Below are 22,010 nucleotides of genomic sequence, written 5' to 3'. Positions count from 1 at the left end.
TTATGGAAAAGACAAATTGCACATGATGGCAAAAAGGTTCAGTATTCACGTGATGTTTCGATTCCTTTGCATATTGAGTTGGACGGCCTGCCTTCTGGTTCTTGGGCTGCAGGCAGTCATGAGCCTCGGCAGCGACGGCTGGGAGTGGATTACGCTGATGGACTTCGCCCGGTTCGCCGAAGTGGACCTGATTGCACTGGCCACACAGCTGTCCCTGACATGGTTCGTAAAACTGCTCTACCTGCTCCAATCCGTGAAGCTGGCCGAGGCGCTCTGGTGGCTGGGCGCGGGATCCTGTGCTGCATGGGCCGTTACCGGCGCCTTCTCTTCCCGTCGCTGAGACATCCCCCCTCACACCCTTTCGCAACCCGAGTTGCAACACAAGGGCTGCCCCCTTTTTTTGACAAAGCGATGTCACCAAGCACCCGATTAAGGCATTCGCTACGACGGTTTTCGTGCCCCATGGCAGAGATTCTTCGTGTAACCGAAAGACTCCTCTAAGCAGGAAATAATGCGAAGAAGCGAATGAATCCGGGAAAGAGGTGGACGGAACTCCATGATTTTCGCTACACAGTAGTATTAAGAATTTCTACTCGGGGGTACATACTTGCGGAAACGCTATATACCGATAACCGTTATCGCCCTGATCCTGCTCGCGGTCTCGGTGGTCGGCTACGTCACTCCGGCGGAGACCGAATCGCCGCCCGTGAAGATCCTTCTTGAGACGAAGGGCGGCAATGTCCTTTTCGCCCATCAGAAGCATCTGGACGATTACGATATCGCTTGCGGCGACTGCCACCACACCAGCGGCAGCGATCCGAATCCCCCGCGCTGCACGGACTGCCACCCTTCCAAATTCAGCCCCGAATACCTTGAACAGCACAGCGAAATGCAGATGCCGCGCCGCCAGTGCGCCAGCTGCCACCATGCCCGGGCGGACATCTCCCCCTTCGACCATCAGGGTCACATAGATGACTACGCTTACGACTGTACCGACTGCCATCACGGCCCGGAAATAGAAGACGAACCGCAACGTTGCGCCAACTGCCACGGGCCAGAGGGTTCGGAAAAGCCTTCGCTCATGAACGCTGCGCACGAGCGTTGCGCCCAGTGCCATGAGGACAAGCTGAGAAACGGCTACCGCAAATGCGGTTACTGCCATACACGAAAGGTCGTTTCTCCGGAGATGATCACCTTCACTCCATGCTCGGACTGCCACAGGGACCCGGTTTCCAACTCGATTCCGGCCCGCGTCGCGGCCTTTCATGAACGATGCATGGGTTGCCATGAACGCTTCGGAGCAGGCCCGTACGGCGAGGACGCCTGCTACCAGTGCCATATCAACCAGTGACGGACAGGGGATATGTACAGACACGATTTTCGTCTCGGCACACTTGAGGCCGGCCCGCTCGGCACCATCGGAGTACCGCACCAGCTTCGCATAGTGTTGGAGTGCCATGAACCGCTCGTGAATCAGGGTGATGAGGTGGCCGCCGACCAGCGCATCGCCCGTTCCACGCGTTCGGGTGTTGGGGACATGCATTCCGCATATGCGGGGAAAATCATATCAGTGCACGACGAGTCAATTACGCTGGAGACCGGAGGCAAAGAAGTTTCCGAGCGGATTCACCCCCCTGACGATGACTCCGCCTTGCGCGACTGGCTGGCGACGATGGGCATGAATACGGCCCATATCTATCCGTCACGGCTGCTCATAATCAACAACGTCCCCCGGGAACCGGGGCATGATACGGTTTTTCCGCTCATGAACGACCAGCGCAAAGCGCTGGAAAACGGCCTGGACATCATCAAGAAAGTGGTCCGCCCCGCCAAGACGGTCCTCGCGGCGGCCAAGGGAACCCGCGTACTCGCCTTTGCCGACAGCACCGTGCACTTTGTCCCGGCAAGACATCCATACGGTATGGCGCCCATGGTGCTGCTTTCCGTGACGGGAGAAGAAACCGTTCCGGGAGGACGCCCAAGCTCAGCGTGCATTGTTTCGCTCGAAGACCTGTATATCGTGGGCCGCATGGCAGAATCCGGACGTCCGTTCACGCACACCGTCTGTCAAATGGGCAACCGTACCGTGATGGTTCCCGTAGGCACTCCGGCGGAACACCTGCTTGCCGAGGGGCAGACGAAGGCGTCCGAAGGCGACAGAGTCGTGTTCGGCGGCCTGCTCACCGGCACGGCCGTATCACGGCTGGAACAGGGAACCGACAAGAATACCAGTGCGGTGCATGTCATTCCGGAAGGTCTTTTTCCGCCGACGCGCGACGCTTCATGCGTCGGCTGCGGCGAGTGCTCAAGACGGTGCCCCTCACGCATCCGACCGGACCTCGTGAGCCGTGCTTCCGAGTTCAAACTCTACGAGCGTTGCGAAGCGTACGGAGTGTTCTCCTGCATCGAGTGCGGCATCTGCGGCTACTTCTGCCCTGTCAGACGCCCGCTGCTTCAGTACATCCGCCACGCCAAACACGAGATCAACCTTCAGAAGGGACAATGCGAAATACTGGAGGCCCCGGCATGATGATCAACCAGCCGGACACTCTGCTCACTGTGGCCGAACCGCCGCATGTGCACAACGGAAGAACATTCAAAGGCATGACCCTTGAAACCTTTGTCGCCCTGCTGCCTGCGGCGGTCATGGCGACATGGCATTTCGGCATGCCCGCAGTGCGCGTCATGGCGCTGGCCTGTGCGGTGTCCGTCATCACGGAGGCGATCTGCTGGCGGGTCGTCAAACGGGAAAGCCAGGTGGATGACTACACGGCCGCCCTCTCGGGACTGTTCTTCGCCTTCCTGCTCCCGGCCTCTGCCCCGTGGTGGCTGGTAGCAATGGGGGCGGTGGTGACCATCACCATCGGCAAGATGATCTTCGGCGGCAACGGCGGCAACCCACTGGGAGCCGCGCTGGTGGGCTGGGCCTCCTGCCGCATCTCCTGGGGCGGGTATATGGACGCTTACACGACCATGCTGGACACCCCCCTGCGCGCGCCCCTGCATGAACTCAAATTCTTCGGCCTCGAAGCCGTTTCGGACATCCCCCTCAAGTCCATGATGCTGGGCGACCAGTTGGGGGGACTTGGTGCGGCGCAAACCGGCGCGGTGCTGATCGGTGGCCTGTACCTCATCTTCCGGCGCATCGCCCGACCCGAGATTCCTTTCGGCTACCTGCTCGGCGTGGCAGGCGCAGCCCTCATCTTCCAGTGGGCGTATCCGGGCGAACAGGCCTCGCCGCTGTTCCACATCCTCGGCGGCGGCACTATGTTCGGCGCATTCTTTCTTGCCACCGATCCGGCCCCCTCACCGGTCACACCGGTCCCCATGCTGCTTTTCGGTCTTCTCGGGGGCATCCTGACCATGCTGATACGGGTCTACGGCGTTTATCCGGACGCCGTTCCATTCGCGCTGATACTGGCCCAGCTCGCCACGCCGCTGCTGGACCGCATCGCTCCGAAACCTTTCGGCGCAAGGAGGCCGGCCGCATGAAGGAAATGATCCGCATGGTCTTCGTCCTTTCGCTCATCTGCGGCGCCTCGGGCCTGACGCTGGCCAGCCTGCGTGATGTGACCGAACCTTACGTGGTGGAACAGGAGCTGACCTACGTGCAGGGCCCGGCCCTGAGCCAGATATTCCGGGACATCGATAATAATCCGGTCCGGGACAGGAAGCGGATAGAGACCGGCGACGGCGACGACGTGCTTGTGTTTCCGGCAAAAAAGAACGGACAGCTCACCGGGGTTGCCTTCCAGTCCATCGGAAAAGGCTTCGGCGGGGATCTGGGCATCATGGTAGGCTTCAAGGTCGGCGGCGACAACGGCGCAGAGCTGGCCGGGATCGGCGTAACCACCATGAAGGAGACGCCGGGCGTGGGGTCACGCATCACCGAACCCGACTTCCGCGAACAGTTCAGACATCACCCGCTGGAAGGACTCGCGCTCAAGGCCACGGGCGGCAACATAGACGCGGTCTCCGGCGCGACGGTGTCCTCCACGGGCACGGTTGGTGCGGTGAATCAGGCCATCAAGGTCTATCACAAGATCAAGGACCGGATACCGGCGGCCTTCGGCTCCTAGGAGAATCGCATGGGTACACTCTGGCAGGAATTCTCGAAAGGACTCTGGGACGAACTTCCGCCGTTCCGGGTGGTTCTGGGCCTCTGCCCCACGCTGGCGGTGACCAAGACGGCGGACAACGGCCTCGGCATGGGGCTGGCCGTCATCTTCGTGCTGACCATGTCCAACGTCTTCGTTTCCATGCTCAGGAATTTCATCCCGGACAAAGTGCGCATCGCCTGTTTCATCGTGGTGGCGGCATCACTGGTGGTCTGCGTGGAGTTGCTCATGCAGGCCTTTGCCTACCCGCTCTACCAACAGCTCGGCATCTTCGTGCCGCTGATCGTGGTCAACTGCATCATCCTTGGCCGGGCCGAGGCGTTCGCATCGCGCAACACCGTACTCTATTCCGCAGCCGACGGCTTCGGCATGGGCCTCGGATTCGCGGCGTCCCTGACCTTTCTTGGTGCGCTCCGGGAAACTTTCGGCTACGGAACCCTTTTCGGCAATGACGTCATGTGGAGCGGCTTCGAACCGTTTTCCTTCATGATCGAGGCTCCGGGCGCATTCGTGTGCCTCGGGCTGGTACTGGGGGCCATGAATACGCTGACCAACTGGCAGCGCGGCATTCGCGGGCTGGATGCCGTGGAAGGCCCCAAACACGACTGCAAGACCTGCGGCATGTGCAACAAGCAGGTCAGATAGGACACGCATGAAACAACCGATTTTCGTCTTTACGGCTCTCTTTCTGGCGCTCTGCCTTGCCCCGCTGCCGCTCCAGGCGGCGGAGGTGGATGCCGACGGCGCCAACACGCCTGACCGGCAGGACGTGATCCGCATCCTGCAACTCTCGGGCGAACTGGACAACGTGCGGCTCATCGTGCGCAAAATGCACGCCATGGCCAAGGAGCGATACTCCGAGGCCAATCCCGACAGGGCGGAGCGCGTGGCCGAGATCGTCCAGCAGGAGATGCAGGCCGAACTGAACAGCGCCCTGCCGAAACTGGCCGACATGATGGCCGAAGCGTGGCTGCCGCACCTGACACAACGGGACGTGAATGTCCTGCTACAGTTCTACTCGTCCCCCACCTGGACAAAGCTCCGCGGCAAACGACAGGAGATTTCACAGGAAGGAATGATACTCGCCCGCGGCTGGGCAAACGCCTTTGCCCAGCAGGCGGACCAACGAATCCAAAACAGACTTCAGGAGGAAGGCCTTGCTCCGTAACCCCCGCACCCACTTCGCCGCCGCCATGGCGGTCCTGCTCGCACTGGTATTCGCGACTCCCTCTCATGCGACCACCGACTCCGGCACCGACAAGGACAAACGCGAAAAGATCGTCCACATGCTTGAACTCAACGGCGTGACCAATTCCCTTCCTTCGCTTGTCGGGCCGAACATCGACGGCGTCATGGCCAAAATCCGCCGGACGCATCCCGACCTGAGCGAGGAGGCCAGAGAAGCCATCAACAAGGAAGTGCAGTCACTGTTCAACCAGCTCATGGACGTGACCATGGATATGCTCACCGACATGTACGACCGCAACTTCACCACGCAGGAGATAGAAAAGCTCATCGAGATTTACGAATCTCCGGTCTGGCGCAAGCAGGTGACCCTTCAGGGAAAGATGTACCGTCAGATGGCCGAGGAAATGCAGCGGGTGAGCGCGCCGCTCATGACGGCGACAATGGAACGCATCCGTCAGCGTTGCGAGGAGCTCGGAATAGAATATTAACCTAAAAGGAGCGGCATGGATTACTTCGTGCTGGTGATCGGGGCGATATTCGTCAACAACATCGTCCTGGCCCAATATCTCGGAAACTGTCCGTTCATCGGCACCTCCAAGGAGACCGGGGTGGCCTTGGGCATGGGCTTCGCCGTGGTCTTCGTGGCGGTGCTCGCCGCGGCCATTACGTGGCTGGTGCAAAAGCATCTGCTCGTGCCGTACAATCTCGGGTATCTCCAGACCATCGCCTTCATTCTGGTCATCGCCTCGCTGGTGCAGTTCGTGGAGATGTTCCTCAAGAAGATGGTCCCGCCGCTCTACAAATCCCTCGGCATCTTCCTGCCGCTTATCACCACTAACTGCGCCGTGCTCGGCATCGCCATCATCTGCCAGCGGGAAGAGTTCTCGCTGTTGCAGACGGTGGTGTATTCCACGGCTGCGGGCGTCGGCTTTCTGCTTGCGCTCGTGGTGCTGGCAAGCATCCGCGAACGCATCGAAATGGCAAGGGTCCCCATAGCGTTGAAAGGCACCCCCATGGCGCTGATCATGGCCGGGCTCATGTCGCTCGGTTTCTTCGCGTTCAAGGGAATGGGCTAGGAGGTAGGCATGAAGCCAAAGGGAAGGCTTTCAAAGGTCAGCCTTCTGGAGCTGACGAACAAGGTCGAGGAAGACTGGAAAAGCCTGCGGGTCGCGACCATCAATGATCAGGACATTCGTGTGAGCATTCTGCAACGCGAATTCCACTGGCACACCCACAACGATTCCGACGAGGCTTTCTACGTTATTCAGGGGTGTCTTGAAGTGGATTTCGAAGACCGCACGGAAACACTCGGCCCGGGCGATCTGCTGGTCGTCCCGTGCGGCACCCTTCACCGCACCCGTTCCAATCTGCGTACGGTGAGCATCTGCTTCACCGCTTCTGGAACGGAGCCGACAGGCGACCTCGCCTCGGCCAAACCCCAATGATACGGTAACGGCATGATTGCATCCTCGGTTCTCGTCCTTCTCGGCATCGGATTCACGGCGGCTGTCATCCTCGCGGTGGCCTCCAAGGTTCTCTATGTTTACGAAGACCCTCGCATCGCCAAGGTGGAACGCGTCCTTGCAGGCGCCAACTGCGGCGCATGCGGCTATCCGGGCTGCAACGGCGCGGCAAACGGGGTGGTCAAGGGCGAAGCCGGATCCGACGTCTGCGTCATCGGCGGACCGGAGGTGGCAAAAAACGTCGCGCGGGTCATGGGCATCGAACTGAAAGTCGCGGAGCCGAAGCTCGCCTTCGTGGACTGCACTGGCGGCGACCGCGCAGAGGATGTTTACGGATACGAGGGCGTCAGCGACTGCCGCGCACAGGCCATGCTCTACACCGGCTCCAAAATGTGCCCCGAGGGCTGCCTCGGCTACGGCTCCTGCGTGGACGCCTGCGCTTTCGACGCCATCCGCATGGGACCGAACGGCTACCCCGTGGTCAACCCAGAACGCTGCGTGGCCTGCAACGGATGCGTGGTGGCCTGCCCCCGTGGCGTCATTTCTTTGGTGAGCCTGTCCTCAAAAATGATCCACCTCAATCTGGAGACCGACTGTCTCGCCCCGTGCCGCCAGCGGTGCCCCGGTGAAATCAATATTCCCCGCTACATCGAGCAGGCCAGTCGGGGCGACATGGCCGGTGCTCTGGCCACCATCCGCGAACGCATCCCCATGCCGCTCTCCATCGGCCGCGTCTGCCCACGCCCCTGCGAAAAGGAATGCCGCAGACAGCATGTCGAGGAGCCCATCGGCATCAACATGATCAAACGCTACATTGCGGACTGGGAGATGAACTCCGGTGAGCGCCAGCCCATCGAGTGCCTGCCTGAAACGGGGCGCAAGGTGGCCGTCATCGGCGGCGGCCCGGCAGGGATATCCTGCGCATACTTCCTGCGCAGATTGGGCCACTCCCCCACGATTTTCGACTCGATGCCCAAGATCGGCGGCCAGTTGCGATACGGGATTCCCGAGTATCGCCTTCCAAAGTCCGTGCTCGACTGGGAGATTGAAGGCATCCTTGATCTCGGCATCGACGTGATGACGGAGACCAAGTTCGGCCGGGACATTTCGCTGCCTTCACTGGAAGAACAGGGCTATGAAGCTGTGTTCCTCGGCATCGGAGCATGGATCAGCGGTCAGCTGCCCATTGAGGGAGCGGACGCGAAAGGGGTCGAGGGCGGCACGGAATTCCTGACCAAGGTCGGCCTTGGCGTGCCGGGCAAAGTTGGCAAAAAGGTCGTTGTCATCGGCGGCGGCAACACCGCAGTGGACAGCGCCCGGACCAGTTTGCGGCTCGGCGCGGAGGTCACCATGGTCTATCGCCGCACGCGTGAGGAGATGCCCGCCAATGTCGAAGAGGTTCAGGCCTGCGAGGACGAGGGCATCAAATTCCAGATGCTCGCGACCCCAAAACGGTTCATCGCCAATGACGAAGGCCGGGTCACTCACCTGGAATTCACCCGAAACGAACTCGGCGAGCCGGATGCTTCCGGCCGTAGAAAGCCTGTTCCGGTAGAAGGTTCCGAAAGCCGCATCGAGTGCGATATGGTTCTTCTGGCCATCGGCCAACGCCCAGAACTGGAATGTCTGTATGATGACGAAGGACAATGCTCCATAGAATCCACCAAATGGCGCACCCTTGCAGCAGATCCGGACACGTTGCAAACCGCCGTGCCCAACGTTTTTGTCGGCGGGGACGCGCACCTCGGGCCGGATCTCGTCATCTCCGCGCTCGGGGAGGGCCGCAAGGCCGCACGGAGCATCCACCAGTTGCTGACCGAAGACGCGCTTCTCGTGCCCAAGAGAAAACAGCGCGGAATGATTCCCTATACGATCTTCAAGGACGTGCACAACGTCAACGTCAGACACCGTTCCAAGATGCCTCACCTTTGCCATGGCGAAGAGCGCGTATGCACCTTTTCCGAAGTGGAGGGTGCGCTGGATACGGAGCAGGCAAAGTATGAAATGTGCCGCTGCATGCGCTGCGGACTCACCTGCTACCACAGGTCCGGCGACGACTGTGAATCATGCGATCCGCCAAGGGCGGAAACATGAAAAAAATCAAAAAAGGGCTTGCAAAGCAGCATCGCTGAACGTATAAGTCTTCTCCGCCGTGGGCGATTAACTCAGTTGGTCAGAGTGCCATCTTCACACGGTGGAAGTCACTAGTTCAAATCTAGTATCGCCCACCACCACGAAAGCAAAAGCCTCCAGTTTCGACTGGAGGCTTCTTTCGTTCAGGATCCAATGAAAAACCCGCTCGGAGCGGATCTTGTTCATTATATACTCAGTGGGCGCAGGCTTCGCGAAAAACATCCTCACCGGCAAGCCAACGCGGCACCGCATCCTTCTCCTTGAGCAGGATGCGCACCGCCAGCGGCATTATCACCAGATAAGAATGAAGCCCTACAGCGGCGCACCCGTCCACCAACGCATCGCGAGGAATGGCGCTGACCCGCTTGTGGTTGAAGAAATTCGTCACCGATGACTCGGGATCGCAGGAGTGGTAGGCATCGATGCATTCATTCGCGTTCAGTGAATACTGCCCTCGGCAGACACTGGGGCGACATTCATACACCGAGCAGTTTCCGTCCAGCAGGAACGGGCATGGAATCTGATTCTCCACCCAGTGATTCTTGTAGGAAATCCATTCGTCCCGGCTCAAGGCGTCCAGCTGGTCATGCACTCGGTTGAAGATGGAGCGGTCCACACCGCAAGCAACCTTGATCGTTTCCGGAATGCTCGCATGCACAATGATGTGGCAACAGTAATGACACCCCGCGCCACAGGCCGCATCCCGGGGAGTTCCAAGCAAAACCTCACTGTGCAAAGCCTCGGTCACGGCCACCAGTGATGGTTCAGACAGATCATTGCCGAGCTTTTCAGCAACGAAATCCGTGGCATTGTTCTTATCGTTCCAGGTAGGGATGCAAGCCTCCATCGGGATGTGCATTTCACTGTTACACCACTCATCCACATGAGCGGGGCTACCTTTTGGCACAGAATCTCGACGGATTTCAAGCATGAACTTATCGACCTCAACAGATGAGCAATCGCTCATGCTTTTATTGTGACACACTTGGCTGATATAACCACAACACTCGAATGCAACTCTTCATAAAAAATGAAACGAATTACTCACCCACAAAAACAACGAACAGGAGATTTCATACACAATACACAACCAAAAAACACACTTGTCGAGTAATTGCATTTTAATTTGAATTTTTTAAAAAAGAATTATCGTAATTATTTCTGATTTTGGAAGCTTCAAACAAGAGGCTCAATATCCGCATTATAATTCTTTTCAAAAATAGTTCTTGACACAGCTTCACATTTAACCGACTGTCCCCTCTGACACACACCAGCGGCACCCGTGGAGGCGCGGTCCGAATGTTGGCCAGCGCTGGTTTGAAGAAAACAGGTACATTCAGGAGCAGCGAAAGCATCTTGCTTGCTGCTCCTTTATTATTATTGGCGCACGGGCGCCATTGCATCATCACTCTTGTTCTAGGAGAACAGTACATGTCCAAGAAGCTCTATGTCGGCAATCTGCCCTGGTCCATGACCGAAGACGAAGTTCGCGCCGCGTTCCAGACCTACGGCGAAGTCAACTCCGTCAATCTCATCGAGGACCGTGAAACCGGCCGCCCCCGTGGCTTCGGTTTCGTCGAAATGGGCGACGCCGACGCGCAGGAAGCCATCGACAACCTTGACGGCAAGGATTTCGGCGGCCGCAATATCAAAGTGAACGAAGCTCGTCCCCGCGTCGAGCGCCCGCGCTGGTAGCTTCTCGCTTCAGTAAGGCATCCGGCGCCCGTCTCTCATCCGGGAGGCGGGCGCTTTTTTTCACCTTTTACACAGGAGGCCTCGTTGGCCCAACGCAATTACAAGTTCGAAAAACGACAGAAAGATCTGGCCAAGAAAAAGAAGAAAGAAGAAAAGCTGCTCAAAAAGCAGGAAAAAAAGCGGGAAAAAGAACAGGGTCCTCTTGAGGATGAGCAGTCCTCCGATGACACCCCTGAATAGCCCGACTGCTGGACCTCAAAAAACTTTTCGCATCACGGAAGCGATCTCCGCCAAGCGATGCTCGTAGGTGTGCTCGGCAAGAATCCTGTGACGGGCCGCCTCGACCACCTTGCGCCTGCCTGCCGAGTCCTCAAGCCAGCGCGACACCTGAGGATCGACATCCTCGGACCGATCGTAACAAACCACTTCCTTGTCCGGGTCAAACAAACGCTCCAGCGCTCCTCCTGCATCAGTCAGGAGAAAGCCGCCGCAGGCAGGGACATCGAACACTCGCTGATTGACCGAGGCATATGACTGCAGGCTGGTCACATTGAAGTTGACCGCATTGCGACCATAGAACCCGGGCAATTCTTCACGATAGGACAACCTCGGCATCCACTCGTACTCGCCAAGGCCAGCCAACGTTTTTCGCCAGTAAGCATCTCCGACCACCACAGGCCTGAACGGAAGGAGTTGACGAACGAAGTGAACCCTGTGCTTTCGGGTAGCCTCCATCTGCACCAACCGAATGTAGAGGGTCCGCGCTTCATCCGAGAGTGTCTTCCAGATTTCATAAAGCGCCTTTTCGCCTCGCAAAAGGCTGAATACCGGAGTTTGCGGCGACTCAAGCCATTTCTCCGCCAGAGGTTTGAAGCCGCGCAGCAGCTCTGCGCCATAGCGCCCGGCTTTCAACACATCCACGACCTTCCCGGTCCATGAAGACCCCACGAATCCGACACCGGAACAACGAAGCTCTTCAACTGGCTGACGGAAGCATTCAGGGTCCGCTGCCAAAGGAAGATACCCCGAGTACGCCACGCCAGTTCTTGCGATACTCTTGGGCGCCTGCGGGTCCCACGAAAAAACTGCCAGCAGCGCATCCGGCGAGACCGGTCCCCGCATATACATCTCGTGACGGTCCACAAACCAGCTCGCCAGCAGCACGCCGCGCCTCCTCAGCAGTTCCAGAACCTGCCCTTCACCATCAAGGCCGGCATGGTTCACGGTCAGGATGAAGTCGGGACGGCGTGAATCAACCGCTTCGAACAGCTCCTTCAAAAAAACCGGAGACTGCCGAAAAACAACGCGCCGATGCGGTACCCCCAAGCGTTCCATGGCCCGGCGCAATTCGGGAATGATGAAATAGTCCTGCTCGACAAGAAGAATATATGGGGGACTGCTGATGTGGACTTGTGCCATGCCTTTTTCAGTAATCCCGCAAGAAATGAAGGTCCAGCGAGAATCGTCCCGGACCAGCCCGAAAAAAGAACTCAAAGGACAGGCAATAAAAAAAGCCCCCGAATTTCGAGGGCGTTGAAGAAACATAATAATCGTGGCGGGCAATGCAGGACTCACAGCAAACAATCAAACACCTGTAATAAAAGAATTAAAACAAAACAACCGAACCCATTACCCGCTGTATTACCCACAAGAGGCCCTTGCTAGAAAGCCTTCAATCACGCCCGACCTCCCCCCTTGCGTCTCTCTGCTCTACATATACGACACATCTCTCAGGACTGTCGAGTGAGGACCGTAGGGGGGATTCTTCTGTGAGGTTTTCCGGGTATTGGCAGGGGGGGGTGTAAAAGTCTAGGCCCGTCCTTCTGTAGACCGACGAGGAAAGTTTTCTGCGGAGTAATCCGAAAAAAAGGGGGTACTTTTTTGAGCATGAGAAAGCCCCCGCACGATTACCATGCGGGGGCTGTTTTTCGTTGCTGGTGCTGACTAGCGCGGCCACGGGAGCGGGACAGCGCGGCCCATCTTCTCCCTCGCGCTATAATAGTCATGGGTGCGGTTTATCTTGTCCTTGATCTCATCAACCCACACGCCGCCTCTTTGCATGATCTCGTGCAGCTTTCCCAGGGCCACACGGTCCGGGGTTGTGAGGGGACGACTGCCTAGGGAGACCTCAAAGCCGCAACTGTGTAGCCTGTCGCGAATATCGTTGAAGGCCTCGCGCTTTTCAGGCCCTTCAAGGTGTTCAAGCGGACCGCCCTTTTCAAAGAAGACGTGTGCGAGTAGCTGGGCTGGGATGCTAAAGGCGGTTCTGCGCTCCGGGATCTCGACGGCATTAGACTTTCTGCGGAACACTCTAAGCATTACTTTCCCCCTCACTCTTTACCTGTTGCTCATCTTCGGACCATGCTTCCGGAATGGCTTCAATGCTGTCGGCAAGGCCTCCGGCCTCGTCTGCCAGCAGATCAAGAAGGTGGGCCACTCCAAGAAAGCCGTTGTGCTCCAGATTCTCAGCAAGAGCTCTCATGCTCAGGGCAATGTCTGCCGCTGTCTCTGAAGCCTCATAGCAAAGGCTGTTCAAGGGCCTGTAGGTGGGACGTGTTCCAGTAATCTGGGGTGTGGGTTGGGACATAGGACCTCCGAGTTGTTTTACGGTTTGCCGCCCACAAAAGAGCGGCACAGTGCTGTAAGGCCTACTCGGAAGCCCCCCGGCCCTCGCGGGTTCCGGGACACTGCGCCGCAATATGAACGCCATAGCATGACCATGGCGAAATGCAGACATAAAAAAGCCTTCGATTGCGGCCCGACCAAACGGACCAGCGAGGGCGAAGGACCCCCGAGTAGTTTTACGGAGCCAGAATTGCCCGAATGGGCCGCCGCTGTCAACGGGCTAGTCCATCTCATGAATCAAGCTTACTGCTTCGGCGGCTTTGCTCTCTGCTCCCTCTGCGGCAAAGCGCACGCGGCGGAGTTCGTCGCATATCTCATCGAGCTTCTGATAGATCGCACTGTGCTGGCGTTCAAGCCCGGCTTGACGGTCGGCAATGTCCTTCAAGGTGTATGCGGTTTTGTCTTCCACGGTATTCCCCTTTTCTCAGATTGCAGCCCAAGGGCTATGTTTCTTCTTTGGCTGTGGGGCCTCTATGCGGCTCCGGCTCACAGGGTCGAGGCCCAACGAAGACGCACAAGCCCGGAACTGTGCAACCTCTGCGGCCTTGATTGGCTCCCCCTCTCCATTCGCTGCGGAGCACAGCCGCGCCCAAAGAAGGCAGTAGGCCGTCAACACTCCCCGGTCCAGTTGCGAGAGATAGCCCAAGGGCTCAAGCTCTGCCGTGACGCGCTCCCATTCTTCCAAGGCCTCGCCTCGCATCCACGCCGGAGGCTCCGGTACTTCCGGGGCTGGCCTCGGCTCGTTACGGTGCTGGCGGCTCTTTCTGACTGTGCCTTTCAGCTCTTTCAGTTTGGTGGGTTTCTTGGCTGGCATTTTACCCCCTCCGGATTTTTAGATTGGTCTCGTAAAAATCTAACTTCCCACGTCGGTCTACATAGAGACCGCCCCAGAGTTTTGACCGCCCCCCCCCTACCCATACTCATCCTTGAGCCACTCCCAGAGTTCCCATGCTTCGGCTACAGGCTTCTTCCCCACAAGGATGATTGGCGCGCCTCTGTCGTACCACTCCCGCGCTGTGCGGGACCCTACCCCGAAGGCCTGCCCGATAGACTTCCAGTCACCCCCGAGAAAGGACGGGGCAAGCGGCGGCTTGATCTCTGGAGCAAGGAACTCAGGCGGCTTCATTGTGCTTCAAGATCGCGCCGTATCGCTTTCGGGCCTCGGCTAGGTACTTGTGAAAGAAAGAGTGTGTGAAATACTCAGCCCCGGCCCTGTCGCCAGCAAAGACGAAAGCGGCGTTGTACCTTACCTGAAAGGCCACAAGGCTTTGTAGGGCGGCGTGGGGCTTCATGCGGCTTCGGTATCGGCCTCGGGCGATGTCCTGATAGCTGGCCTCTACCACCACGGCGAACCGCTCAAGGCCAGAGGCTCGGGTCAACTCTCTTTCGAACCTGTCCCGCCCGGCGTTCACCAGACACCCCAGAAGATCGTCCACGCTCTTACGCTCCACGGCCACAAGCCTGTCGAGCCCCGGCAAGCTGTAGTCGCCAGTGTAGAGCGTCCCGGCCTCCGTCGAGCACTCATACCCGGCAAACTCAAACGGGGCCTGTTCCCGGCTGTCTATGACGATCTTCATACGCCCCCCAAAAGGTAGCCCTGTCCGCCCTGTCGGGCCAATTCGGGAGCATCTGCGGCGATAGCGTCCACCGCCTTCAGAAAGACCGGGAAGGCCTCCGAGAAGGCCGCCGTTGCCTCTTGGCTCATCTCTATGAGTGCAAAGGCCGGGACGGGCTTGAGTTGATAGAAGTGCAGCGCAAGCCCCGACTCTCGGTCGAGGATAGCCAGCAACTCACCGAGGGCCGCCCGAGACTCTTTGACTTGGGCCTCGGCAAGCTCGTCCACAAGAGCCGCCTTGTTGCCCTTGGCATACTCAAGCAACTCTCTGGCATCATCCGCCGGGATGGAGTCGAGGCCCGACAAAACCAGACCGCCAGAGGGAGAAAGGCGGACCTCCGCCCCCCGGCTTTCAATCAAACGGACTGCGCTCATATCTCAACCTCGTGAGGGAAAGTGTTCTGTTCTTCGCCTTCCGGGGCCGCACCCTCGGAAAACTGCAAAGCGGTTTCGCCCTGTGCTTGCCTTTTTTCGGTGGGGACGGTGGGGACAGTGGGGACAACGCTGGAATAACAGGTGTTTTTTGTGTCCCCGGCATCAAAAGGCAGGTGGGGACAGTGGGGACACTCCGCCTCCTGAGTGCCGTTTGTCCCCGGTGTCCCCGGCATGTCCCCGGCGGTGGGGACAGGATTTTTCTCAATCATATCAGCATTGTCCCCGGCGTCCCCGCTGTCCCCGGCTGGAATAGTCATAATTGCGTCTGTGAAGACGTACATTTTTGACTTTCCGCCACTCGTCCGAACGGAGCGGGTGAACCTTCCCCCGTTTTCTGGAAGCAACACGCCGCGCTCCCGCAAGTAGGTGAGGGCTTGGGTCAGGTCGCGCCCTTCGCATACCTCGCGGCGGAATTGGTCAGGATAGATATGGTAGCGGGTCTGCCCGTAGACCTTCCTCTTGAAGCCCACGCGGTTGATAATCCGCTGGTCATGGTCTGCGTCCGCATCTTCAAAACGTGAGGCTCCATGAGCTTGGATGAAACTGCGTATCTGCGAGAGGCCGTCTTTTAGCTCCTGAGAGGTTACGCCACCCCGTTGGGCCACCCATGCGTCAAAGCACTTGCGCGCGGCTCTGGAGGCTTCTCCCGACTCCCACGGGAGTATCCCGTAATAGGTAGCCAGTTCCCCGGCGGCGGCCACAAGAGCGAACCGACCGCACACCCGCGTGACTTGTGAATCGGCATCAGCGGATAGGGCCTCAGCCTTGAAAGCGTCCATGCGCGCCCTCGCAAAGCTGGCGGCCTCTTCTTTCCTGTGGGTGACTGCTTCCAAGTATGCGCGGAAGGGTGTGCCGTAGAGCTTCTTTGAGGCTGTCTTGAAGTGCTCGGAAAGCGCGGCCCCGTCCCGGAAGTGGTGAAGGTGCTCAAGGGACTTCATGCCCTGCCCTGCATCGGCGGGAATATCCGGCATCCTCACGCCCTGCCCGGCGTTCATCTTGATCTTGTCCCGCAGAAGGTAATCGGCAAGGCCTTCCTCTCCGGTACTTATGAAGACTATCCGCCACTGGTAGAGCTTCCGGTTTTGTCCGCTCTTGTTGGCGCGCCCCTTGCCCTGCCCGTTGGCAAGCATATAGGCGGATGCATGGATAGCTTTGGGCGCGGCTTGGTTTATCTCGTCCAGCACAAGCAATGCATCGTTGTGTGCCATGACTTGGCCTTCAAGCGCGTTGTCAGTCGTGCGCCACTGCCTTAAAAAACCGTGTAATCCGCCCCCACCGCAGACGCTCCCAGCGACTTCCGCGAGAGTAGTCTTGCCAGCGGAGGAACCGCCCACAAAGTGGAAGCCCCCCGACTCGGCATGGACCAGATTCAAAAGAGGGCCGGCAAAGGCAATGGATACGGCGAAGGCAAAGCGCGAGTTGCCGACACACAGCCGCCCGATCTCGTCTCGCCACTCGTCCAGCGTGCCGGAAGTCTTGAAAAGGTCTTCCTCGGGGATTCCCTGATAGACTACCTCTTCGCCGTTGTCCGGCCCTATGGTCAGGCTTGGCAGTACGAACCGCCCCGAGTGCCAGCCTGTACGCTCTACGCACAGGGCGCGGCCTTCTGTGGGGGCTTGTGTGATGTAGTCATGGAAGCGGTTGCGGCCTCTCTGTCCGCTTGCAATACGAACCCCCAAGCCCAGCAGGTGAGAGCGGTAGGTATCGCCGTTGCCTGCCGCCATGCTCATCGGCATGGCCCAACGCTTTCGCCTGCCGTCGAGGTCCACGAGCTCAAGCAGCCGTCCCCAATTATCCCCGGCCTCGTTCCTTGTCTGGGCAATCACGTTAAGCGGGGAGCATACCCACTCTGCGCGTATGCCGCCGTCTTTGTCCTCGGCAAGGAAGTAGACACCATCAGGGCGAATAGAAAACGGGAAGGACTCGTGTTGTCGGTTCTGGCCTTGCCGAGGCCCGGTCTCAATATCAAACCGCGCCTTGGCAATATCCTTGAAGCTGGCAATGTCTGCCTTGCGCTCACGAATCTCCCGGAACAAATCGGGCTGTGTCCAGTGTGGGAAGTCGGCAAGGTCCGCCCCGGCCTCCCACTCCGGGGAAGGCTGGACGATGCCCGAGACCTCAAAGCCTGCTTCTCTGCCCTTGTCGGCAATGGCAAGCGCGGCCTTAAATCCGGGGGCATCATTGTCCGGCCATACGCACACTGTCCGGCCCTTGAGCGCGGTCCAGTCCGCTTTGTCCACGGCCTTGCTCCCGCCGGGCCAAGTGATAACCACCAGCTTGGACCCTGCCATGATCTGGGCCGCGTCTGCCGCCTTCTCGCCTTCCACCAGTAGGACCTTGCCGCCGGGTGAAGCCGCCAGCCGATCAAGCCCGTAAAGAGGACGGGGAACGTTCCACCCCTTCCATCTCCATTCGGCCTTTTTCGGGCCTCGGCAAAAGGTGTACGGCAATATCTGCTTGCTCTGGCCTTCAGGCTCAAAGCGGCATACGGCTCCAAGTAGTTCCCCGGCCTCGCTGTGGTACTCCCACACTTGAACCGGGGACCCATGCTTGTAGTGCCTGTATTCAGGCGGCGGAGCATCATCCGGAACCGGGACAACCGGGGCCCATTCCTCTCGCTTCTTCCGGCTCTTTGGCTGTGGGCAAGCAGAGTCCCGAGAATCCACACGCAGGGCCTCGGCAAGCCTCTGTGCGGCCTCACCCTGCTTCAAGCCGTTCAAGTAGGCGTACAGGCTCACAGGGTCGCTTCCGCCGTCTTCTGTGGCGAAGTCCGACCACACACCGGAATCCACATTCACCTTGAAGGAACCGGGTCGGCTATCGCCTCTGGTGGGATTCAGCGCGGTGTATTCCGCGCCCTCAACCCTGCCGCCGGGCAACCACGATTCCAGCAAGGTAGGAAGCTGGGCAAGGGCCGCGCTGTTGATTGCGCCAAAGTCGAGCTTCATTGGACAAACCTCCCCCGCTCGATGCCCTCCGTGGCCCGGTCAAGGCGCACCTGTACGGCATCAACGCAAAGAGAAACCTCAAGGTTCCACTGCCACCCTGTGGCGGCCACTTGGTCAATAAGATCGTCCATGCGCTGGGCGGCCCTGCCGAGGTCCGCGCCATTGACGATTTCCAGCGGCAAGGGTATCAAGATCGAAACGCTACGTTTCTTTTCTTGAAGGCCCCTGTTGCTCTGTCCGGCATGGGGGCTTTTCGTTTTCCTCATCACTACGCGGCCTCCCCTTCCCCCAGACGGCGGATGAGGTCGTGAATGTCTTCAGCCTTCCAAGCGGTCACACGCTCGGATAGCTTCACGGGCTTGGGGTATCGGCCTGTCTTCACGCCTTCAAACCAGCCGGAGCGGGACACGGGGATAAACTTGAGAACGTCCTTGACCCGGACGAATCCAGTTGCGGGAAGGGTCGGGGCTTCAATCTGGGTAGTGCTCATCTTGCTTCCTCCTAGTGTTGTGCCGCCCGTATTGGACGGCGTTGGAACTAGGAGAAGCATAGAGAGCTCGAGATACTTTCTGTAGAGTGGGGATACTTAAAGGTAGATACCCGATACCTACCTTCTAGATAACTGTCGGTGCATCAAGAAAGGGGAAGAACTTCCCCGGCAGATATACATGAACACGTCTTGTTGTACAGACGCCGTAGAACATCAAATTCAGACTCCCCAAACCCAAGCCTATCAAAGCCTTCAACTTTCTTAAGCCTTCTAATCTGCTTTGCGACGTTCTTCACTCCAGACAGTGAGACTTCTTCAAACAGCCAAAGGCCTACAGCGCGCGCATCGGTATGAAAGTTCTTTATTGGGATATTGGGGCTGTTTTTTTGAAATTGCTTCAAGGCTGCCCCTCGCGAATACTTTGCCGAAGAGACTTTTAACTCTTCAGGGATACAATTCGTTTCTTCACAAAACAATTCCGAAGTGGGAAGTTTTTTCGACCAGTACCAAAAGCGCACCCCTTCAAGAATCTGTTCAATGTTGCCGTGAACATTGATACGGAGGTCGAAGGTGTCGGGGTCTGCACCAAGCTCACCAAGTGGTATTACAAAATCTCTACAGGTATCCAGCCTCTCGATGCCAATACGCTGGATGCACCCTTTTTGTGTAGTGATGATTTGTTTGCCCAGAAAACTAGCAAAAGAACCTTTTATGCACTCATGAAGAATCAAATCATGATCCACGAGAGGCTCAATTGAAAAGGGGAAAACTCTCTTCTTTTCCTTTTCTAATTCTCTCCCTTCTAAAATAATCGCCCACTGTTTTTCTGATAAAGAGTAGTAGTAATCCTCTCTGCCTTCATCGGCCTCAAGAGCTCCGGGCAGTGCAGCTATCCAATACCCGTCTTGGTTTTCTGGAGTATTTGAAAAAAAGGAATCAACAACCTCTTGTGCTCTTCGCTCCATTTCTAAAAATATGGAGTTCCTAGCAACGTATTGGGACCGCCAGAAAAGGTATTCTGACAAACGATCATCATAAGCCATCTTCAAGCCCTCCCTTGGCTCACTCCCTTTTGAATGACCGCGCCCCACCCCGGAGGGAGTCCGGGGCTTTCGCCTTGGCTGTACGGGCCTCGGCTAGGGCGCGGAAGATCGTCTATCGTGCTTCTGTGCCGTCTTCGGCCACACCCGGCAGGGGAGACACCTTGTCGAGGTCCGGCGTGTCCCGCTCCGCCTCCCAGAGGTCAACCTTGCGCTGGAGGTTCAACCAAAGCTCCGGGGTTGTGTTGAACGCACGAGCAAGACGCAAGGCCAGACCGGAAGTAACCTTGGACCTCTCGTGCAAAACCTGAGAAAGGTGCTTGCGACTGATTCCAAGGTGTTCCGCCAGTCCGGTGACAGTCAGGCCCAGAGGCTCTATGTAGTCATGCCGGATAATGCATCCGGGGTGTGTCGGCTTTCTTGTGGTTGCCATGCTGAGGCCCTCCTAGTGGTAATCCTGATAGTTCACGACATACGCGTGTCCGGCCTCAATGCGGAAGGTCAACCGCCAGTTGCCGGAAACCTTCACGGACCAATGGCCGCAGAGCTTGCCTTTCAGGGCATGAAGATCATAGCCGGGCGCGGCCATGTCTCGGGCTTCGGTGGCAGCGTCCAGACGGTCAAGCATCCGCCCGAGTCTGTCCGCGTGTTTCGCCTGTATGCCCTTGGTGCTTCCGGTCCGGTAAAAGACCTCAAGCCCCTTGTGGGCAAAGCTCTTAATCATTGTGTAACCTCACAGGTAACAGCCTGTCAACTTGCTTTCACGGGGAAGGGAACGACTTTGCCGCCCTCTCTCAGGGAGTCGAGGTAATCCGCATACCACTGCATCATAACCCTCCGCTTCTCCAAATACTGAGCATGGTCATACGCGGCCCTCACTTGGTTGCGTTCAATATGGGCTAACTGACGCTCCACGACCTCCGAAGTCCACCCGTTCTCATAGAGCAATGTCGAGGCCGTAGCCCGCAACCCGTGGAAGGTCTGTTCTTCCTTGGTATACCCCATACGCCGAAGGGCCGTATTCCCCGTGTTCTCGGATATAGGCTTCGAGGTTTTCCAAATCCCATGAAAGACGTACGGCGCATCATGGGAAACAGAGTGGAGCCCTCGCAACACTTCAACCACCTGCCGGGAGAGTGGGACAATATGGGGAGTCTTCATTTTCATCCGCTCAGCCGGGATTCGCCATTCGGCGCGCTGTAGGTCGATTTCGGACCAAACGGCAAAGCGCAATTCACTGGAACGCAGAAAGGTGTAGGCCCCCACCTTCAGCAGACACTTTACAATATAATGCCCAGAATACTCTTCAATGGCCCTCATCAAGCCACCTACCTCTTTGGGCTCAGTCAGGGCGGCGTGGTGTTTCAAGGTTTTATTCACTGGAGGAAGAACACCCTTAATGTCCGCAGCCGGGTCACGGTCCGCGCGGCCTGTCGAAATGGCATACCGAAACACCTGAGAGCATGAACCACGAACGCGCCTTGCAGTCTCCAGCGCACCGCGCGCCTCCACCCTACGCACTACCGCCAGCATATCGGAGGCCGTGAGTTCCCACACTTTTCTTTGCCCGACGAAAGGAAAAACATTCTTCTCCAAGCGACCTTTCACGGTGCGAGTATTCTTATCACTCCACTCAGGTGAAAAGCGTTCCAGCCACTCGCGGGCCACTACCTCAAAGTTCCCGGCAGACTCATCCGCTTTCTCTCGGGCTCTCTTCTTCTCTTCTCCGGGGTCAACCCCTTTGGACAAAAGTTTGCGCGCCTCTTGGTGAAGCTCTCGCGCCTCACGAAGCGATATTTCAGGATAGGTTCCGTAGGTGAGAATGTTTTCTTTTCGACTCACCGGGCGGCGGTAACGATAGACAAAGGATTTCGTACCAGAGGGAAGGACCTGAAGATTCAAGCCTCCACCATCAGGCAAAAGATACTTCCTCTGCCTTGGCTTTGCAGCATCGACTTTCTTTACCGTGAGAGACACCGATTTTCTCCCGTTCTAGTTCATGCCTAAGCGGGGCTGTTACCCACACCCTCCTACCCCTTACCCTCAGCATTACCCACAGAAACCCCCGGTCGTCAATGGATTACATTGGACCACACTGGCGCACAAAAAAGAAAAACCCCTGATTTCTCAGGGGCTTTGTGGACGACATCGGACTATGTTGGTTCAGTGCGTGGCGGGCAATGCAGGAGTCGAACCTGCGACCTCCAGCTCCGGAGGCTGGCGCTCTATCCATCTGAGCTAATTGCCCGCACGAAACGGG

General features: G+C 57.8%; 28 protein-coding genes and 2 tRNA genes. 14 read left to right on the top strand and 16 right to left on the bottom strand.

Features of this window, described 5'->3' with window-relative positions; genetic code table 11:
* The first annotated feature begins 118 nt into the window (after positions 1–118).
* From B149_RS18480 to B149_RS0100890, 12 genes are all read left to right on the top strand, one after another.
* A complete protein-coding gene (locus B149_RS18480; protein ID WP_156816705.1) occupies positions 119–340 on the top strand; it encodes a hypothetical protein in 222 nt (73 codons plus the stop codon).
* A 267-nt stretch (positions 341–607) separates the two neighbouring features.
* The gene (locus B149_RS0100940; protein WP_018123281.1) at positions 608–1,351 is read left to right on the top strand and encodes a cytochrome c3 family protein; all 744 of its coding nucleotides are present in this window, start codon (positions 608–610) and stop codon (positions 1,349–1,351) included.
* Positions 1,352–1,363: 12 nt separating this feature from the next.
* Positions 1,364–2,530, top strand: coding sequence for a 4Fe-4S dicluster domain-containing protein (locus B149_RS16095; RefSeq protein ID WP_018123280.1), 1,167 nt, complete (start codon positions 1,364–1,366; stop codon positions 2,528–2,530).
* Entirely contained in the window at positions 2,527–3,492 is a 966-nt protein-coding gene (locus B149_RS0100930) for an RnfABCDGE type electron transport complex subunit D (protein ID WP_018123279.1), read from the top strand. The genes B149_RS16095 and B149_RS0100930 overlap by 4 nt, the downstream gene beginning before the upstream one ends.
* A complete protein-coding gene (gene rnfG / locus B149_RS0100925) occupies positions 3,489–4,079 on the top strand; it encodes an RnfABCDGE type electron transport complex subunit G (RefSeq protein WP_018123278.1) in 591 nt (196 codons plus the stop codon). The genes B149_RS0100930 and rnfG overlap by 4 nt, the downstream gene beginning before the upstream one ends.
* Positions 4,080–4,088: 9 nt before the next feature.
* A complete protein-coding gene (gene rsxE, locus B149_RS0100920; RefSeq protein WP_018123277.1) occupies positions 4,089–4,763 on the top strand; it encodes an electron transport complex subunit RsxE in 675 nt (224 codons plus the stop codon).
* Between the two features lie 7 nt (positions 4,764–4,770).
* Complete coding sequence (locus B149_RS0100915) at positions 4,771–5,286, top strand: DUF2059 domain-containing protein (protein ID WP_018123276.1); 516 nt, start codon at positions 4,771–4,773, stop codon at positions 5,284–5,286.
* Positions 5,276–5,794, top strand: coding sequence for a DUF2059 domain-containing protein (locus tag B149_RS0100910; RefSeq protein WP_018123275.1), 519 nt, complete (start codon positions 5,276–5,278; stop codon positions 5,792–5,794). The genes B149_RS0100915 and B149_RS0100910 overlap by 11 nt, the downstream gene beginning before the upstream one ends.
* Positions 5,795–5,809: 15 nt before the next feature.
* Entirely contained in the window at positions 5,810–6,382 is a 573-nt protein-coding gene (locus B149_RS0100905) for an electron transport complex protein RnfA (RefSeq protein WP_018123274.1), read from the top strand.
* A 9-nt stretch (positions 6,383–6,391) separates the two neighbouring features.
* The gene (locus B149_RS0100900; protein ID WP_018123273.1) at positions 6,392–6,751 is read left to right on the top strand and encodes a cupin domain-containing protein; all 360 of its coding nucleotides are present in this window, start codon (positions 6,392–6,394) and stop codon (positions 6,749–6,751) included.
* Positions 6,752–6,763: 12 nt separating this feature from the next.
* Complete coding sequence (locus tag B149_RS0100895) at positions 6,764–8,863, top strand: FAD-dependent oxidoreductase (RefSeq protein WP_018123272.1); 2,100 nt, start codon at positions 6,764–6,766, stop codon at positions 8,861–8,863.
* Between the two features lie 60 nt (positions 8,864–8,923).
* Positions 8,924–9,000, top strand: a tRNA-Val gene (locus tag B149_RS0100890).
* Between the two features lie 95 nt (positions 9,001–9,095).
* On the opposite strand, the gene B149_RS0100885 is transcribed toward B149_RS0100890, so the two are convergent.
* Positions 9,096–9,869 carry a hypothetical protein gene (locus B149_RS0100885; protein ID WP_156816704.1) on the bottom strand — a complete coding sequence of 258 codons (774 nt, stop codon included), beginning with the start codon at positions 9,867–9,869 and terminating at the stop codon, positions 9,096–9,098.
* A gap of 464 nt (positions 9,870–10,333) precedes the next feature.
* Here B149_RS0100885 and B149_RS0100880 point away from each other — a divergent pair, with 464 nt between their 5' ends.
* Positions 10,334–10,597 (top strand): RNA recognition motif domain-containing protein, encoded by a 264-nt coding sequence (locus tag B149_RS0100880; RefSeq protein WP_018123270.1) that lies wholly within the window; start codon positions 10,334–10,336, stop codon positions 10,595–10,597.
* An 84-nt stretch (positions 10,598–10,681) separates the two neighbouring features.
* The gene (locus tag B149_RS18635) at positions 10,682–10,837 is read left to right on the top strand and encodes a hypothetical protein (RefSeq protein ID WP_018123269.1); all 156 of its coding nucleotides are present in this window, start codon (positions 10,682–10,684) and stop codon (positions 10,835–10,837) included.
* Between the two features lie 15 nt (positions 10,838–10,852).
* Here the strand turns inward: B149_RS18635 and B149_RS16090 are convergent, their stop codons facing one another.
* The 15 genes from B149_RS16090 to B149_RS0100795 all read right to left on the bottom strand — a co-directional run bounded on the left by B149_RS16090 (position 10,853) and on the right by B149_RS0100795 (position 21,998).
* Positions 10,853–12,160 (bottom strand): CgeB family protein, encoded by a 1,308-nt coding sequence (locus B149_RS16090; RefSeq protein ID WP_156816703.1) that lies wholly within the window; start codon positions 12,158–12,160, stop codon positions 10,853–10,855.
* 381 nt (positions 12,161–12,541) lie between these two features.
* Positions 12,542–12,916, bottom strand: coding sequence for a hypothetical protein (locus B149_RS0100865; protein ID WP_018123267.1), 375 nt, complete (start codon positions 12,914–12,916; stop codon positions 12,542–12,544).
* Complete coding sequence (locus tag B149_RS18475; RefSeq protein ID WP_156816702.1) at positions 12,909–13,079, bottom strand: hypothetical protein; 171 nt, start codon at positions 13,077–13,079, stop codon at positions 12,909–12,911. The genes B149_RS0100865 and B149_RS18475 overlap by 8 nt, the downstream gene beginning before the upstream one ends.
* 363 nt (positions 13,080–13,442) lie before the next feature.
* Complete coding sequence (locus tag B149_RS0100855) at positions 13,443–13,631, bottom strand: hypothetical protein (protein ID WP_018123265.1); 189 nt, start codon at positions 13,629–13,631, stop codon at positions 13,443–13,445.
* A gap of 15 nt (positions 13,632–13,646) precedes the next feature.
* Positions 13,647–13,922 (bottom strand): P27 family phage terminase small subunit, encoded by a 276-nt coding sequence (locus tag B149_RS18960; RefSeq protein WP_425386870.1) that lies wholly within the window; start codon positions 13,920–13,922, stop codon positions 13,647–13,649.
* Between the two features lie 412 nt (positions 13,923–14,334).
* On the bottom strand, positions 14,335–14,799 hold the full coding sequence (locus B149_RS16080) for an ERCC4 domain-containing protein (RefSeq protein WP_018123262.1): 465 nt from the start codon (positions 14,797–14,799) through the stop codon (positions 14,335–14,337).
* Positions 14,796–15,212, bottom strand: coding sequence for a hypothetical protein (locus tag B149_RS0100835; RefSeq protein ID WP_018123261.1), 417 nt, complete (start codon positions 15,210–15,212; stop codon positions 14,796–14,798). The genes B149_RS16080 and B149_RS0100835 overlap by 4 nt, the downstream gene beginning before the upstream one ends.
* Positions 15,209–18,220 carry a DUF927 domain-containing protein gene (locus tag B149_RS0100830; RefSeq protein WP_018123260.1) on the bottom strand — a complete coding sequence of 1,004 codons (3,012 nt, stop codon included), beginning with the start codon at positions 18,218–18,220 and terminating at the stop codon, positions 15,209–15,211. The genes B149_RS0100835 and B149_RS0100830 overlap by 4 nt, the downstream gene beginning before the upstream one ends.
* On the bottom strand, positions 18,217–18,486 hold the full coding sequence (locus B149_RS0100825) for a hypothetical protein (protein WP_040372091.1): 270 nt from the start codon (positions 18,484–18,486) through the stop codon (positions 18,217–18,219). Before B149_RS0100825 ends, B149_RS0100830 begins: the two co-directional genes overlap by 4 nt.
* A gap of 2 nt (positions 18,487–18,488) precedes the next feature.
* Positions 18,489–18,710 (bottom strand): helix-turn-helix transcriptional regulator, encoded by a 222-nt coding sequence (locus B149_RS0100820; protein WP_018123258.1) that lies wholly within the window; start codon positions 18,708–18,710, stop codon positions 18,489–18,491.
* A 143-nt stretch (positions 18,711–18,853) separates the two neighbouring features.
* Positions 18,854–19,753, bottom strand: coding sequence for a hypothetical protein (locus tag B149_RS0100815; protein WP_018123257.1), 900 nt, complete (start codon positions 19,751–19,753; stop codon positions 18,854–18,856).
* Positions 19,754–19,865: 112 nt separating this feature from the next.
* Entirely contained in the window at positions 19,866–20,183 is a 318-nt protein-coding gene (locus B149_RS0100810) for a HigA family addiction module antitoxin (protein WP_018123256.1), read from the bottom strand.
* Between the two features lie 12 nt (positions 20,184–20,195).
* A complete protein-coding gene (locus tag B149_RS0100805) occupies positions 20,196–20,474 on the bottom strand; it encodes a type II toxin-antitoxin system RelE/ParE family toxin (RefSeq protein WP_018123255.1) in 279 nt (92 codons plus the stop codon).
* Between the two features lie 26 nt (positions 20,475–20,500).
* On the bottom strand, positions 20,501–21,727 hold the full coding sequence (locus tag B149_RS0100800) for a tyrosine-type recombinase/integrase (RefSeq protein WP_018123254.1): 1,227 nt from the start codon (positions 21,725–21,727) through the stop codon (positions 20,501–20,503).
* Positions 21,728–21,921: 194 nt separating this feature from the next.
* Positions 21,922–21,998, bottom strand: a tRNA-Arg gene (locus tag B149_RS0100795).
* Between the last annotated feature and the right edge of the window lie 12 nt (positions 21,999–22,010).

The organism is Desulfovibrio oxyclinae DSM 11498 (assembly GCF_000375485.1).
Classification (GTDB): Bacteria; Desulfobacterota; Desulfovibrionia; order Desulfovibrionales; family Desulfovibrionaceae; genus Pseudodesulfovibrio; species Pseudodesulfovibrio oxyclinae.
The sequence above is the reverse complement of the archived record's forward strand: the minus strand, read 5'-3'. Positions and strand labels throughout refer to the sequence as shown.